General features: G+C 41.9%; 14 protein-coding genes. 2 read left to right on the top strand and 12 right to left on the bottom strand.

Annotation, left to right across the window (positions count from 1 at the left end):
• Positions 1-236 precede the first annotated feature (236 nt).
• From G7058_RS09005 to G7058_RS08995, 3 genes are read right to left on the bottom strand one after another with little or no spacing between them, the layout of a single operon-like run.
• Complete coding sequence (locus tag G7058_RS09005) at positions 237-533, bottom strand: rhodanese-like domain-containing protein (protein ID WP_166063223.1); 297 nt, start codon at positions 531-533, stop codon at positions 237-239.
• Entirely contained in the window at positions 526-2,181 is a 1,656-nt protein-coding gene (locus G7058_RS09000; RefSeq protein WP_166063222.1) for an FAD-dependent oxidoreductase, read from the bottom strand. Before G7058_RS09000 ends, G7058_RS09005 begins: the two co-directional genes overlap by 8 nt.
• A 2-nt stretch (positions 2,182-2,183) precedes the next feature.
• The gene (locus G7058_RS08995; RefSeq protein WP_166063221.1) at positions 2,184-2,495 is read right to left on the bottom strand and encodes a rhodanese-like domain-containing protein; all 312 of its coding nucleotides are present in this window, start codon (positions 2,493-2,495) and stop codon (positions 2,184-2,186) included.
• Positions 2,496-2,628: 133 nt separating this feature from the next.
• Between G7058_RS08995 and G7058_RS08990 the strand changes: the two genes are divergently transcribed.
• Positions 2,629-2,889, top strand: coding sequence for a metal-sensitive transcriptional regulator (locus tag G7058_RS08990; RefSeq protein WP_166063758.1), 261 nt, complete (start codon positions 2,629-2,631; stop codon positions 2,887-2,889).
• Positions 2,890-3,124: 235 nt separating this feature from the next.
• Here G7058_RS08990 and G7058_RS08985 read toward each other — a convergent pair whose 3' ends face one another.
• The 9 genes from G7058_RS08985 to G7058_RS08945 all read right to left on the bottom strand — a co-directional run bounded on the left by G7058_RS08985 (position 3,125) and on the right by G7058_RS08945 (position 13,311).
• Positions 3,125-4,843, bottom strand: coding sequence for an ABC transporter permease/substrate binding protein (locus G7058_RS08985; RefSeq protein WP_166063220.1), 1,719 nt, complete (start codon positions 4,841-4,843; stop codon positions 3,125-3,127).
• 1 nt (position 4,844) lies between these two features.
• On the bottom strand, positions 4,845-6,032 hold the full coding sequence (locus G7058_RS08980; protein WP_166063219.1) for a quaternary amine ABC transporter ATP-binding protein: 1,188 nt from the start codon (positions 6,030-6,032) through the stop codon (positions 4,845-4,847).
• Positions 6,033-6,137: 105 nt separating this feature from the next.
• Positions 6,138-6,764 (bottom strand): GntR family transcriptional regulator, encoded by a 627-nt coding sequence (locus tag G7058_RS08975; protein WP_227004424.1) that lies wholly within the window; start codon positions 6,762-6,764, stop codon positions 6,138-6,140.
• A 122-nt stretch (positions 6,765-6,886) separates the two neighbouring features.
• Positions 6,887-7,654, bottom strand: coding sequence for a glucose 1-dehydrogenase (locus G7058_RS08970; RefSeq protein WP_166063217.1), 768 nt, complete (start codon positions 7,652-7,654; stop codon positions 6,887-6,889).
• Between the two features lie 339 nt (positions 7,655-7,993).
• Positions 7,994-8,593: a ribonuclease H1 domain-containing protein gene (locus tag G7058_RS08965; protein ID WP_166063216.1), complete on the bottom strand. Its 600-nt coding sequence runs from the start codon at positions 8,591-8,593 to the stop codon at positions 7,994-7,996.
• Positions 8,583-10,373 (bottom strand): ABC transporter ATP-binding protein, encoded by a 1,791-nt coding sequence (locus G7058_RS08960; RefSeq protein WP_193567955.1) that lies wholly within the window; start codon positions 10,371-10,373, stop codon positions 8,583-8,585. Before G7058_RS08960 ends, G7058_RS08965 begins: the two co-directional genes overlap by 11 nt.
• Positions 10,366-12,129, bottom strand: a complete 1,764-nt coding sequence (locus tag G7058_RS08955) for an ABC transporter ATP-binding protein (protein ID WP_166063215.1) — start codon at positions 12,127-12,129, stop codon at positions 10,366-10,368. Before G7058_RS08955 ends, G7058_RS08960 begins: the two co-directional genes overlap by 8 nt.
• 70 nt (positions 12,130-12,199) lie before the next feature.
• The gene (locus G7058_RS08950; RefSeq protein ID WP_166063214.1) at positions 12,200-12,487 is read right to left on the bottom strand and encodes a GNAT family N-acetyltransferase; all 288 of its coding nucleotides are present in this window, start codon (positions 12,485-12,487) and stop codon (positions 12,200-12,202) included.
• 14 nt (positions 12,488-12,501) lie between these two features.
• Entirely contained in the window at positions 12,502-13,311 is an 810-nt protein-coding gene (locus G7058_RS08945) for an aldo/keto reductase family protein (RefSeq protein ID WP_166063213.1), read from the bottom strand.
• Positions 13,312-13,510: 199 nt separating this feature from the next.
• On the opposite strand from G7058_RS08945, the gene G7058_RS08940 reads away from it, so the two are divergent.
• Entirely contained in the window at positions 13,511-14,173 is a 663-nt protein-coding gene (locus G7058_RS08940) for a YczE/YyaS/YitT family protein (RefSeq protein WP_227004423.1), read from the top strand.
• Positions 14,174-14,209 lie beyond the last annotated feature (36 nt).

Raw genomic sequence — 14,209 nt, 5'->3', positions numbered from 1 at the left:
TTTATAGTACCATACCCGCTAATCCAAAAAAATACTTTCTTCTTTTCAACAGAATCAGCGGAAATGGCTGCAGTTTCATGGTTTTACCGGCGCTCACTGATTTATTAATTTTTGTATGCCGGTGTTTTCCACTTTTTACCGGCATTCAGAATTTCTGTTGAAGCTGTAAGCCGGTAAACGACCAAAAAAACAGGAGAATGCCCTCGTATTCGGGCATTCTCCTGTTGTAATATCATTTATTCTAAAGGTCCCATCCAGCTGCCTGTTCCGCCCATCACGTTCGTCACGTTAAATCCTTGGTCAGACAAAAATTCTGCTGCCATTGCTGAGCGTCCGCCTGATTGACACACGAGGTAGTAATCTGTGTTTTTATCCAATTTCGTGAAATCAGAACCTAGATCGCTCAGTGGAAAATTTACTGCTCCCGGAATGTGACCACGTGCGTATTCATCCGTTTCACGCACATCAACAATCGGTAACTGTTTCTTTTTGGCTTCTTGATAAAATTCGGGCATTCCTACTGATTTATACATATTCTAACTCCTCCGGTCTAACCGTTTTATAAAGTGCAAATGCACCATCCAAGTTTTGCACTTTCAAGCCGGCTTGTTTCATTTGACGCTCCGCAATATAACTGCGTTGGCCGCTATGACAACTGACAACATATTCTTTCGACGCATCCAACTCATCCATTCGTTCTCGTAATTCATTCAAGGGAATATTGAGTGCATTTGGAAACTTACCATTTGCCAATTCGCCTTCATTACGCACGTCCAACAAAATTTTACCGTTGGCTAATTCTTCATTCAGCTCATGCCATTGAACAGAGTCGCTCAATCCTTCCGCAAGGTTCATCGCCGCATAACCTATCATATTTACTGGATCTTTCGCTGCTCCAAATGGCGGTGCGTAAGTAAATTCAAGTTCTGGCAAATCAAAAATCGTTAACTTCCCTTTAATCGCTGTTGCTAAAATATCGATACGCTTGTCGACACCTTTTTTGCCAATTCCTTGTGCGCCGTAAATTTCACCTGTTTGAGGGTTAAAAATTAATTTCAAAATAACATCAGTTGCGCCAGGGTAATAACCGGCGTGGTCTTTACCGGAAGTATGAATCACAGCAAAGTCTAATCCCGCTAGTTTCGCAGCGCGCTCACTTAACCCGGTGGCTGCTGCTGATAAATCAAACACACGGACGATTGCTGTGCCAATGCTGCCTTTGTTGGTACGTTTCAGACCAGCAATCACATCGGCAACTTGGCGGCCCTGACGGTTTGCTGGGGACGCCAGTGAGATAAGCGCATCTGCGCCAGTTATTTGATTCTTCACAATAATCGCGTCGCCGACTGCATAAATATCAGGATTACTTGTTTGATAGTGCTCGTTCACTTTCAAGCCATCACGCAAACCTAACGCTAGTCCAGCAGCCTTCGCCAATTTCGTTTCCGGTTGAACACCTACAGACAGAATCGTTAAATCACTTTTCAAAATCGTGCCGTCTTCCAAAATAATTTTGTTACCCGCTTCTTCAAATGCGGTCGCAGATTGACCAGTAATCACTGTTACGCCCTTGCGTTCCAATTCTTGGGTTACAAATGCTGCCATCTCTTCATCAAGTGGTGGTAAAACATGCGGTGCTTTTTCCACAATCGTCACTTTCAATCCACGTGCGTGCAAGTTCTCGGCCATTTCCAAACCGATAAATCCGGCTCCAATCACGACTGTCTCAGCTGTTCCTTTTTCTTCGAGTTGCTTCATAATCGCATCCAAATCCGGAACATTACGAAGACTGAAAACATTGGTTGCTTCATCTAAACCTGTCATCGGCGGTACAAATGGGCTGGCACCTGGTGATAGAATCAGCTTGTCGTAAGTTTCTTCCAGCGTACCCGCGTTATTTTTTACCGTCACTGTTTTCATTTCTGGATTGATAGCAATCACTTCATGGTATGGACGCACATCTAAGTTGAAACGTGCTTTTAGTGATTCAGGTGTTTGCACTAGCAACTGATCGCGGTCATTAATTTCTCCGGAAACATAGTAAGGCAATCCACAGTTCGCAAAGGAAACATAAGGGCCTTTTTCAAAAATAATAATTTCTGCATCCTCTTGCAATCGTCTCAAACGTGTTGCTGCCGACATTCCTCCGGCTACGCCACCTACAATAACTACTTTTGTCATCTTTATTTTCCTCCTTTGATAGTTCCGGTCCATTGGCTCATCCCGCCGCGGACGTTAATGGCTGTATAACCTTTTTTCTTAAGCATACCTACCGCTCTCTTGCTGCGCATCCCAGATTGGCAAATGACATAAACAGGCGTTTCTTTATCCCCTACATAAGTCGCAATTTTATCCAATGGGACATTTTTTGCATTCGAAATATGCCCCATTCGGTATTCACCAGGTGTACGGACATCTAAAATTGTTTTTTCTGAAAGGTCATTTTCTAACTCTTTCGTTGTGATAGCAGCGTTTTTACTGAACAGTTTGAACATATTTTTATTTCTCCTCATCTGTTTATACCTTATGGGGTATATTAAACCGTATAAAACCAAACTTGTCAACCATGATGTTTCTTGACTTTTATACCCAGGGTAGGTATATTATTGATTTGAGAGGATGATAATGATGGAAATAACTAATAAAAATGTCATCAACCGGTTAAAACGTACGGAAGGCCAAGTCCGTGGTATCCAGAAGATGATTGAAGAAGAAAAAGATTGCATGTCTATCATGACGCAGTTGAGCGCTGTTCGTTCCAGTATTGATCGGGTCATGGGACTTGTCGTTGCCGAGAACCTCAAAGCATGCTTAGAAAATCCGGATACGAATCCTGAAGAACAAGCCAAGAGACTTGAACAAGCCATTAATATGATTATTAAGAAGTAAAATAAGAGATCTTAGCCTCAAGTAGAATTCTTTTTTTCGGGTTTTACTTGAGACTTTTTAGATAAATCGGGCAAAAAACAGTAGGGTCTGCACAAACTTTGAAATTTCAGAAGGGTTTGTGCAGACTATGAGAAAGAGTCTGCACAAGATTGGGTTCATCCGCCAAGTTGTGCAGACAATGTAAAATAACTCAAAAAAACAGACCTGGTCAGCTGACCAGGTCTGTTTCTTGATGTTACTCTAACCAACTTTCAACTTTATCAGGATTGGCATCAATCCAATTGCGAGCTGCTACTTCAGGCGCCACACCTTCACTCATTTCCAGCATGACACTTTGCATATCTGCAAGCTCCCAGTTGAAATTATCCAGAACCTTGTAAACTTCTGGCATATCTTCTTCGAGACCGATTCTTGCAAGGGAAACGATTGTTTCGCCCTCTCCCATTACATTTTTCGGGTCTTCTAACATTTTCAAATCGTAACGTTCGAACATCCAGTGCGGTGTCCAACCAGTAAAGACAATCTCTTCTTCTTTCGCGATTGCTTGACCTAATTCAACGGTCATCGCGCCAGTTGAAGATGTTTTTTGTGTCCAACCAGCCAAATTTTCGTAAACTTCAAAGGCTTCTTCAGTTAAACCAGTAATACCTGCACCAGGCTCAATCCCCGTAATAACTTGTCCTGCTTCGTCAGATAACTCAGCAATGGAATCAACGTCCATGTAAGTAGGGACCGCAATTCCGTTTTGTGCACCCGTTAAGTTTGGTCCCAGATCCACAACGCTATCTTTATATTGTTCAAAAATAGCACCTTGCGTAATCGGTAACCATGGTGCTACAGATCCGTCCGCTTCACCATTGGCAACAGCACTAAACATAACCGCTACATCTAAATAACTGATTTTCACATCATACCCTAAATCTTCCAGGACCTCTTTCACAACGTTCCCAGATGCAATTTCACTGTCCCACTGCAAGCTACTTAGTGTTACTTGACGGCTCTTATCTTGCGAAGCTGTGTAGTAAACTGCTCCACCAATTAAAACAACCGCTGCTACCACGCTACCGATAATATTTCTGCGTTTGCGTGCTGTTTTTTCTTTTTCAGTTCGACTCACGACAGGTTGATTCAAATTTTGTGTCACACGGTCAATGATAATCGCTAGGATAACTAACGAAATACCGCTCACGAATCCACTACCGATTTCGGCACGTTGTAAGGCAGACAAGACGCCTTCTCCAAGTCCTGGAGCACCAATCATAGATGCTGTTACAACCATCGAAAGAGCCAACATCGTCGTTTGGTTGATACCTGCAAAGATTGTTTGTTTTGCTAATGGCAACTCTAATTTGAATAGTTTTTGCCAACCCGTGCTACCAAATGCTTCCGCTGCTTCACTTAAATCTTCAGGAACTTGTTTGATACCCAAATTCGTAAAACGAACAGTTGGCGGTAGTGCAAAGATTACCGATGCGAATACACCCGGTACCATACCGATTCCAAAAAATGCTACTGCCGGAATCAAGTAAACAAATGACGGCATTGTCTGCATAAAGTCTAGAATCGGCGTAATGATTTTATTGGCAATTGAACTTTTAGCCATCAAAATACCTAACGGAATCCCAATAATGATTGAAACTAGACTCGCTACAATCACAAGTGTGACTGTATTCATCAAGTTCGTCCATAGTCCTTGGTTATAAACGAAAAGCAATCCAAGTAACGTAAAGACTGTTAAACCTATTTTCTTTTTCGAGATAATAAACATAAATAGTGCTAGTAAAGGGATGAATAGCAACGGCGGTACCAACATGAGCATACCGGTCATTCCGTTCATCATTGCTTCACCCACTGTTTGTAAGAAACTAAATAGCCCTGCAAATGTGGTCGTTAACCATTCTGTAAATGTATCAATCCAGCTTGCAACTGGTAATGCGTGTCTTAAAAAGTCCATCTTATTTGCTCACCTCGCTTGTTTTGGCTAATGCATCAATAATCGTTCCACGTCGGATAATGCCGAGTAGGCGATTATTTTCCACAACAGCAATTGGCGCTAGTGAGTCATTCATCACTTCAAACAGCTCAGCAACTAATGTATCAGGCGCAACGCGCGTCACATTCGTATCAATTAATTCCATCGGTGACGTATTGTTACGACGCGCATCAACGAGTGTGTCTGCTGGAATATATCCCAACAATTCACGTTTCTTATTGATAGCCATAACTAAACTTGTCTTCTCATGACGGATTTCATTCAGAATCACGTTCGGTCCTTTATTTTCCACAACAGATGCAATCGCAGGAATCATGATATTGGCAGCCGTCAATACTTTCGAACGGTCAACCTCTTCAACGAATTCTCTTACATAATCATTAGCAGGATTCGTCAAAATTTCTTCCCCTGTTCCGATTTGCACGACCTCGCCGTCTTTCATAATCGCAATACGGTCACCGATACGAAGTGCTTCGTTCAAATCATGTGTAATGAAAATGATGGTCTTGCGAACGGTATTTTGCAATTCAATCAGTTCATCTTGCATTTCCCGACGAATCAATGGATCCAATGCAGAGAACGCCTCATCCATTAGTAAGATTTCCGGATCGTTTGCCAATGCACGCGCTAAACCAACGCGTTGTTGCATCCCACCAGAAAGTTGATGGGGATATTGATCCTTGAAGGATAATAGCCCTGAGTTCTCCAAAGCTTTTTCCGCGCGCTTACGACGTTCGTCTTTATCCATTCCGCGAACTTCCAACCCAAACTCCGTATTTTCTAACAGTGTTCGGTGTGGGAATAACGCAAAGTTTTGAAACACCATATTTATCTTGCTGCGTCTAACTTCACGCAAATCTTCTTTATCTAATTCAGCGATGTTCTCACCATCTATATATATAGCACCGGTTGTTGGTTCAATCAAACGATTCAATAAGCGAATCAATGTTGATTTCCCACTTCCGGACAAGCCCATAATAACAAACAATTCGTTCTCATTGATATCTAGACTAACGTTATTGACTCCCACAGTGGCGCCTGTTTGTTCTAGTATCTTTGTCTTTGGTTCGTTATTCTTTACCATTTCCAAAGCTTGTTTGGTTCTTTTACCAAAAACTTTGGTTAAATTTTCTACTTTTAACTTTGTCAAAACCTCTAACACTCCTTTTTGTTCATTTTCTGAAAAGTGACTATAAAACAATAACATCAATAGTCACTTTTGTAAAATGATAAGGATTGATAGAGCAATAAATCATTAGTAATTTCCGAAAAAGAAATCCCGCATTCTCTGTAGCGTATATTCATTTCCGACGAAGTAAAGCGTGTCACCTTCCCCTATTTTTGCGTATGGTCCAGGTGATAAGAATAACTTCTCATTTTGTAAAATACCCACAATTGTCGCCCCTGTTGCTTGCCATACATTGATTTCAGCGATTGTTTCACCTAAATGATTTGCTTCTTTTGTTAGTATTATTTCGTAGGGGATAAAAGGATTTAAATCCACAGACTGACGGGTGTGGGCAACAAGTTCATTAAGAAGTTTGTTGAAATTTTGCCACTCTTGCTGTTGGCGGTTTACACTGTCCTTCAATTTACCACGAACATTTTCAATAGTCTCTTTGTCTTCGAACTGACGCACATACTGCTCTGCTCGTTCTTGAGAGGCGACATAGGTTCCACTTCCGTGATGCGATTCCATAATTCCCAAGTCGTCGAGTATTTGAACAGCCTTGCGGGCGGTTTCTGGCGAAACATTGAAGGCTTTGGCCAAAGTCGAACGGGCGTGCAATTTATGTCCTTCCTGATACGTTCCCACCGCAACACGTTTTGCCAATTTCAAGGCAATTTGTTGGTATAGTGGACGTTCAATTTTATTTTTCACATGGCATACCCCTTTTACAGTAAAATACAAAAAAAGGACCTGTCTGAATTGAACGGGTCCCATTTTTGAGGTTCTATTCTTCTTTAGAATAGGCGTAAAAGACCTATTCCGCAAGCAAAACATTAGAAGGCTGAAGTCCAACCACCGTCAGCTACGATAATTGTCCCATTAACAAACGCGGTATCGTCAGATCCGAGGAATACTGCCACTGAACCGATATCTTCAGAAGTTCCTGTCGCTGGAATGACGCCGTGTGCCAAACGTGCACGACTCATCCCTAATTCGCTGACGCTGGTCATTCCAGAACTAATATTGGTCGCAACGGCACCCGGAGCAATCCCGTTCACACGAATATTCTTTTGTGCGTACATGAACGCGGTATTTTTCGTCAAGGCTACAACCGCATGTTTAGACGCCCCATAGGCAACCCCGGCATGCGCACCATTCAAACCACCTGTCGAAATAACGTTGATAATATTGCCTTTTTTATCATTTTCCAGCCAATAATTTACTGCTTTACGCATTGCACGCATAACGCCTTTTGTATTCACATCAAAGATACGCTCCCATTTCTCATCCGTGACTTCGCCAACGGGTTCAAATGAATCCATAATCCCCGCATTATTGACTAATATATCAAGTGAGCCATACTCAGAAATCGCTGTATCAATCATAGCTGCGATGTCGTTACTGTCAGCAACATCCGCTTTAACGGCCAATGCTGTACCACCCGCTGCAATAATTTCTTTAGCTGCTTCCTCTGCCCCTTCAAGATTGTAGTCAGCCAAAACAACTTTTGCGCCTTCTTGAGCGTACATCACAGAGATAGCTCTTCCCATTCCTGAAGCTGCTCCTGTTACAACCGCTACTTTGTTCTCCAATTTACCCATAAAATAACCTCCTGTTTTATCTATCCACCTTTATGATAGCGTTTTCTTTTTTAAAAATCCAGCTATTTGTGAAATTATTAATTAAGTTATTACTTATGGCCTCGGTCGGCAATAGTTGGGCTTTTTTTACGAACCTTTGCCGACGAATCTCTCTAGGTCGGCAAAGGTGGAGACTTTTTAACGGACCTGCGCACTCAAACGTAAAAATCAAGCTGAGTGCGCAATTCTTACTCCAACCTGCGCACTCAAACGTAAAATTCGATCTGAGTGCGCAGTTCTTACTCTAACCTGCGCACTCAAACGTAAAAAAAGATGAGACACGTATGCCTCACCTTCTCTTTATAGCCCCAACGCGCGTTTTGCCAGTTGGTCGGCCATTTCGTTATATTCTACTCCCGTATGGGCTTTTTCTTTTTGGAAATGAACTGCGATTTGCGGCGCTAGTTCTTTGAACTGTGCAATATAATCTTGTGAGACCGGTTTGTTTGCTTTCCACATACCTGTTGCCCATTGCTCAATCCCCATATAGTCATAGCGAATATTGATTGCTTTGTAGCCTTTCTCAATCGCCCAGCGAATAGCAGCCAAAGCACCAAATACTTCACCGGCAATTTGGAAGCTCTCCACATAGCGCGGATCATTGCTGGCTTCACTAAAAGTTTCAACGACCTGACCATTCTTCACAATCACCGCCCCATAAGCATAGCGGCTGCTGGAACGGTCGAACGAACCATCAACATACGCTTCAATGGTATCATCCGCCAGCCAATCAACGGCTGGCTTGGACGGCGGATTAATAAAGTCACGCGCTTCCTGTTCTGTCATAAAGGACTTGAACTGTGCACCGGAAAAGCCAGCAACTTGTTTTTGTGCATCCGGCCAGGTTTTATAAATACCTGGCTTACGCCCTTTTTTTACTGCATAAAACTTACTCGCCATCTTCTTCTCCTTTTTCTTGGAAGGTTTGTAATTGATACATATCGTGGTAAATACCGCCTTCAGCAATTAAGCTGTCATGGTTTCCTTCCTCGATAATACGACCATGACGCAACACATAAATACGATCGGCATCCCGAATGGTCGACAGACGGTGTGCGATAATAATCGTTGTCCGTCCTTTACGCATATTCTGTAAGCCTTGTTGGATTTTCTTTTCTGTCTCGGTATCGATATTCGCTGTCGCCTCATCTAAAATCAAAATCTTCGGATCACGTAAAATAGTCCGTGAAAAGCTCAGCAGTTGTTTTTCTCCGGTTGAGAAAGTACTTCCCCCTTCAATAACTTTTGCATCGTACCCGCCTTCTAAATCGGTAATAAAACCATCCGCGTTAACGAATTGAGCAGCTGATTCAACAGCTGCGTCAGCGTAATTTCCGTGTAAACGAATATTATCTGCAATGTTTCCGAAGAACATAAAGCTGTCCTGTAGCACAAGACCCATTCGCTCACGCAAACGTTTCACAGGAATAGTGCGAATCGACTGGCCATCCAACAGAATCTCGCCTTTTTGAAAATCGTAAAAACGCATCAAAACGTTAATAATAGAACTCTTACCCGATCCCGTTTGCCCCACCAACGCGATGGTTTCACCCGGATTAGCCGTAATTGACACGTCATGTAAAACATCATTCACCCCATCATATGAAAAGGACAGGTTCTTAATTTCAATTTTACCGTCTGTAATTTCTCCCGTTGCTCCTTCATGCGCTTGCGGTGCATCATCGTCACGGTTCAAGACATCCATAACCCGTGAACCTGAAACCAAACCATCTTGGAAGACACTCAAACTATCCAGCATACTTCCAATCGGATGGAAGAACGACTTCGAGTAAGAAGTAAAGGCATAAACCACCCCGACATCTGTGGCGGTCATATCCAAGAACTGCATTCCGAATACCCACAACACAATAAACAATGCGACTGCTTCAATCAAATTCACAGCTGGCATCAAGAGGAGTGCATTCATACGGAACATACTGATACGTGCTGAAACATACTCTTGGTTCACTACATCAAACTCTTGCTTCATTCTTTCTTCTTGGTGGAAATGTTGAATAATCGACATACCGGTAATGGACTCGCTTAACTTCGCATTTACTTGACTCAACGCTTCACGCATACGTCCATAAATAATCGTACTGTATTTTTGGTAGATATACATTAAAACAATTACAATAGGAATGAACGCCATAAATATCCAAGCAAGACGCGCGTTTAACGCGAACATCGCAATTCCGATTGAAATAGCATTTAACAAGCCATCCACAAACGTTAAGAATACATTCCAGAATTCTTTGATTGTTTCCGTATCGTTTGTGACCCGTGAAACAACGGATCCAGTCGGTGTTTGGTCAAAATAACGCATGCCCAAATTAACGACTTTATGATAAATCCGGTTCCGCATACTTCCGACAGTTTGCTCGGAGGCCATTTTGAATGTGTAATCTTTGAGATAGACCAAAATTAATTTCAAAATAACGAAACCGAGATAAGCTAATGAAATCCGAATTGTCAGTTCCATCGTCGCATTACCAACTGCTAGATAGTTATCAATATACCGTTGAATCATGACCGGTAAATAGGCGTTAATAGCTGATACAGCTACCATTCCGGCAATAGATAAAGCAAATAATTTCCAGTAATTCTTCGTAAATGAGAACAGACCCTTAAGGATGTGTGCTTGTTCTGTTAAAGTAAAATTCGTTTTTCTTTCAGCCAAGCGTCTCGCCTCCTTGGTCTACTTTTTGTTGCAATTGTTGCTCTTCGTACATTTGGCTGTACCATCCTTCATTCGCAAGCAATTCAGTATGCGTACCGCGTTCAACAATCTGTCCTTTATCCAGAACGATTATTTCATCCGCATGCATAATGGAGCTGATCCGGTGTGTTGCAATAATGGTGGACTCATTACGACGAATATCGCGTAAATTCTCTAAAATACGCGCCTCCGTTTGTGCATCCACCGCTGATAATGCATCGTCCAAAATTAAGAACTCTGCTTGTGTTGCCAGAGCACGTGCAATCGCAATCCGTTGTTTTTGCCCACCCGATAAGGAAACGCCGCGTTCGCCGACTTCCGTGTCATAACCTTCTGGAAACTGTTCGATATCGTCATGGATATCCGCCAATTTAGCAAAGTGTTCCACCTGCTCTTGTGTGAGTTGTGGATTTACAAAACAGATATTTTCACGAACCGTTGTGGAAAACAGAAATGTGCCTTGCGGAACATAACCGATTCCTTGCGAAACGGCATCTAAACTATAATGCTTTATATCTTTGTCATTATATTTAATTTTGCCTGTGTAACCGTCATAATCGCGAAGTAACAGTTTAAAGATGGTACTCTTACCGGATCCGGTATGACCAACTATTCCTAAAGTATTGCCTGATTTCAGTTGGAAATGTGCATTTTGTAAAACTTCATTCTTTCCATCCGGATAAGTAAAGGAGTCCACCGTAAAGGCAATATCTCCCGCTACTGGTGTCTGGATTGGATTTTTAGCTTCTTTCAAGCTAGATTTTTTAGATAATAAATCTGTCACCCGATTGTAGCTGGCATTCCCTCGCTCCAATGTGTTCGCTACCCGACCAATTGCCAACAGCGGCCACGTCATCATGGATAAATAACTGAAATAGGCAATTAATTGTCCCAACGAGATACGATCGATTGAAATAAAATAAGAACCGAAAAACAGAGTCAAAACATATGTCAAACCAGTAATCCCTTCGATAATCGGTGAGTAAGCCGAGTCGACCTGATAAACAGCCTTATTACGCGCAATAACATTCTCAATATCGCCTGTAAAATCAGCGTAATGTGCTTCTTCTTCGCCAAATGTCTTGATTACTTTCATACCGCCAACACTCTCTTGGACACGGTTGTTCATTTGAGAAAAGGATTCTAAAGATTTACGGTAACGCTTGTTGATCGCTTTCCCCATGTAGCGCGCTGCTACGATTAATAAAGGGAATGGCAATGTTGTGAATAAAGTCAATTTCCAGTCTACGAAAAAAATCATACTGAATAATGTGGTCCCACCGATAAAGATGGAATCTGTAATGGATAAAATCCCGCCGCCTGCTACGAAACGTAAAGCAGCCAAATCATTGGTAGCATGTGCCATCAAATCCCCGGTCCGGTACTCATGGAAGAACTGACTATCCATTTTAGTAAAGTGGGCGAATAGACGATTACGCAGAATCGATTCCAACAAAGTAGAATTCCCAAAAATCGCAACGCGCCAACCATACCGGAGGCCGTACATCGCAATTGCAAAGACCAAAATTGTCCCTGACTGCAAAGCCAGACTTTGGAACGTCAAGGTACTATTTACCATTTGATCAATGATATTACCTAAGATCAAAGGTGTCACTGCGGAAAGAATCGCAACCGCAATTAACCCAAAAACACCGAAAGTATAACTCTTCCATCGCAGCTTAAAAAACCAACCTAACTTCCTTAATATTGAAAACATAATTTCCCCCTCTAACGTGCTGAAAAAGAAACTCTCCATCGTGTTGGAAAGTTTCTAGTTTTGCATACACTTATTTATGTTTATTGTAATTGATAAAATCGTATTTTTCCGGCTCTTTCTCAAACTTCCTGACAACGTACGGACATAGGGGCATTATCTTTTTCCCCTGTTTATCCATTTCAGCCACCAGATGGTCTAATATCTTACCCGCTATACCTTGGCCTTCCAATTCTTTGGATACATACGTATGGTCTGCAATCACAAACTTTTCCCCGGCAGGTGAATAGGTTATTTCTGCAACTTTATCGCCCTTGTCATTTTTTGCTATATAACCATTTCCAGCTTGCTCAAATTTCATACTCTAACCTCCTCTTATAATTCAGTAATACGTGTTTTCTCTTCTTTCGTTAACTCAAAATCAAATAAGGCTAGGTTCTGTTTTTGACGCTCGCTGTTATGCGATTTAGGAATGACGGCAACGCCACGTTCGAGTTGGTAACGTAGTGCAACTTGCGCCCAGGTCTTTCCATACTTAGCGCCAATTTCAGTTAGCATTGCACGATCAGAGTCTTGAACACGTGAAAGTGGTCCCCAGGCAACAGGTGTAACGCCATTGGCCTGGCAAAATTCTATTATACCATGATTCCAGTGTCCGGGGTGTGATTGAATTTGATTCGTAGCGGGTTTAATCCGACCATGATCGAGTAAATATTGCAGTTGCGTTTCATCAAAGTTGGAAACGCCAATCGCTCTTAGAACGCCTTCATCTACATAGTTTTCTAAAATTTTCCAAACATACAGCATTTCCTCCAGATTGTCCCATGGATGGTGAATTAAATAAAGGTCGATATAATCGGTTCGCAGGGCATTCAGACTGGCTCTCACTGCGTTATGGACTGCTTCATCGGTCCCCACATGTTCCGGACGCCCCGGAATTTTTGAAGTGAGGAAGAATGCATCTCGCGGTAGACCACTTTTAACCACTGCGTCCCCTACAACCGATTCATTGCGATAAGAAATCGCCGTATCAATATGACGGTATCCGGCTGCTATCGCTTGGTCAAGTTCTGTTGTATCTCCGGTAATAGTGCCATCATATTTATTGTTCTCTTTCCCGTATGTGTTTGTGCCTGTTCCGATAATCGGCATCTCTGCTCCGCTTCCTAAATAGATTGTTTCCATTCAATCGCCTCCGCACATTAATAGTGTCTCCATTATAACATTCACAAAGCAATAGCTCATTCATTGTGACTCCTCATTTAAAATCGCTTTCATTGTAACTATATTTTCTGTTCTTACCATTATAGGTCATGGAGTTACCACTAAATAAGTTTTTTTCATGATAATATAGATTATGAAAGTAAATTCGGAGGTGACTTTTTTGAGTCAGCAATTAATGAAAAGGGTTTTTCTGTATGTCGTTGGTCTTTTTATGCTTTCTTTCGGTGTCAGTTTGTCTATCTACGCTAATTTTGGCGTCTCCCCTGTTTCGTCTCTCGCCTATGGGTTGTCTTTGATTACCGGGGTTTCAGTCGGCGCAACTACCATTTTTACGCATATCATCTATATTATTATCCAAATGATTATCCTTAAACGTTTTGATATGAAATACGCACTCACGCAATTGGTCATCGCATTCGTGTTCGGTTTCTTTGTAAACGCTACTATATCAATCAGTACATTGCTCTTACCAGTAGCCGGAACAATCGTTTTGCAGTGTGTTTACTTAGCTCTCAGTCTGTTGCTGGTTGCTTGTGGCTTGTTCATTTATACGAACGCACAGTATACGTTGATGCCTTATGACGAACTCACTCAAGTAATTAGTACATCCTACAAAATGCCTTTCGGAAAAGCAAAAATTATCGGTGACGTTTCAAATGTTATCATTGCAATCATCCTTTGTCTCACATTCTTGAAGACAATGGGATCCATTGGTATTGGAACAATCGTAGCAGCTGTTTCGATTGGTAAAATTTTGGGTATCGTTGCTAAAAAATTCCAACCGCAGATGGATTTATTCTTGAAAAGGGAAGAACTTATTTAAATGAAAGTCGATGAACTCAAAAAAGCAGCACCTCGG

Origin of the sequence: Jeotgalibaca porci (genome assembly GCF_011299095.1) — a bacterium.
Taxonomy (GTDB): Bacteria; Bacillota; Bacilli; order Lactobacillales; family Aerococcaceae; genus Jeotgalibaca; species Jeotgalibaca porci.
The sequence above is the reverse complement of the archived record's forward strand: the minus strand, read 5'-3'. Positions and strand labels throughout refer to the sequence as shown.

Bases quoted from the DNA above. Each gene is read 5' to 3' on its own strand.
- G7058_RS09005 (WP_166063223.1), bottom strand. From the start codon at position 533: ATGTATAAATCAGTAGGAATGCCCGAATTTTATCAAGAAGCCAAAAAG.
- G7058_RS09000 (WP_166063222.1), bottom strand. From the start codon at position 2,181: ATGACAAAAGTAGTTATTGTAGGTGGCGTAGCCGGAGGAATGTCGGCA.
- G7058_RS08995 (WP_166063221.1), bottom strand. From the start codon at position 2,495: ATGTTCAAACTGTTCAGTAAAAACGCTGCTATCACAACGAAAGAGTTA.
- G7058_RS08990 (WP_166063758.1), top strand. From the start codon at position 2,629: ATGGAAATAACTAATAAAAATGTCATCAACCGGTTAAAACGTACGGAA.
- G7058_RS08985 (WP_166063220.1), bottom strand. From the start codon at position 4,843: ATGGACTTTTTAAGACACGCATTACCAGTTGCAAGCTGGATTGATACA.
- G7058_RS08970 (WP_166063217.1), bottom strand. From the start codon at position 7,654: ATGGGTAAATTGGAGAACAAAGTAGCGGTTGTAACAGGAGCAGCTTCA.
- G7058_RS08965 (WP_166063216.1), bottom strand. From the start codon at position 8,593: ATGGCGAGTAAGTTTTATGCAGTAAAAAAAGGGCGTAAGCCAGGTATT.
- G7058_RS08955 (WP_166063215.1), bottom strand. From the start codon at position 12,129: ATGTTTTCAATATTAAGGAAGTTAGGTTGGTTTTTTAAGCTGCGATGG.
- G7058_RS08950 (WP_166063214.1), bottom strand. From the start codon at position 12,487: ATGAAATTTGAGCAAGCTGGAAATGGTTATATAGCAAAAAATGACAAG.
- G7058_RS08945 (WP_166063213.1), bottom strand. From the start codon at position 13,311: ATGGAAACAATCTATTTAGGAAGCGGAGCAGAGATGCCGATTATCGGA.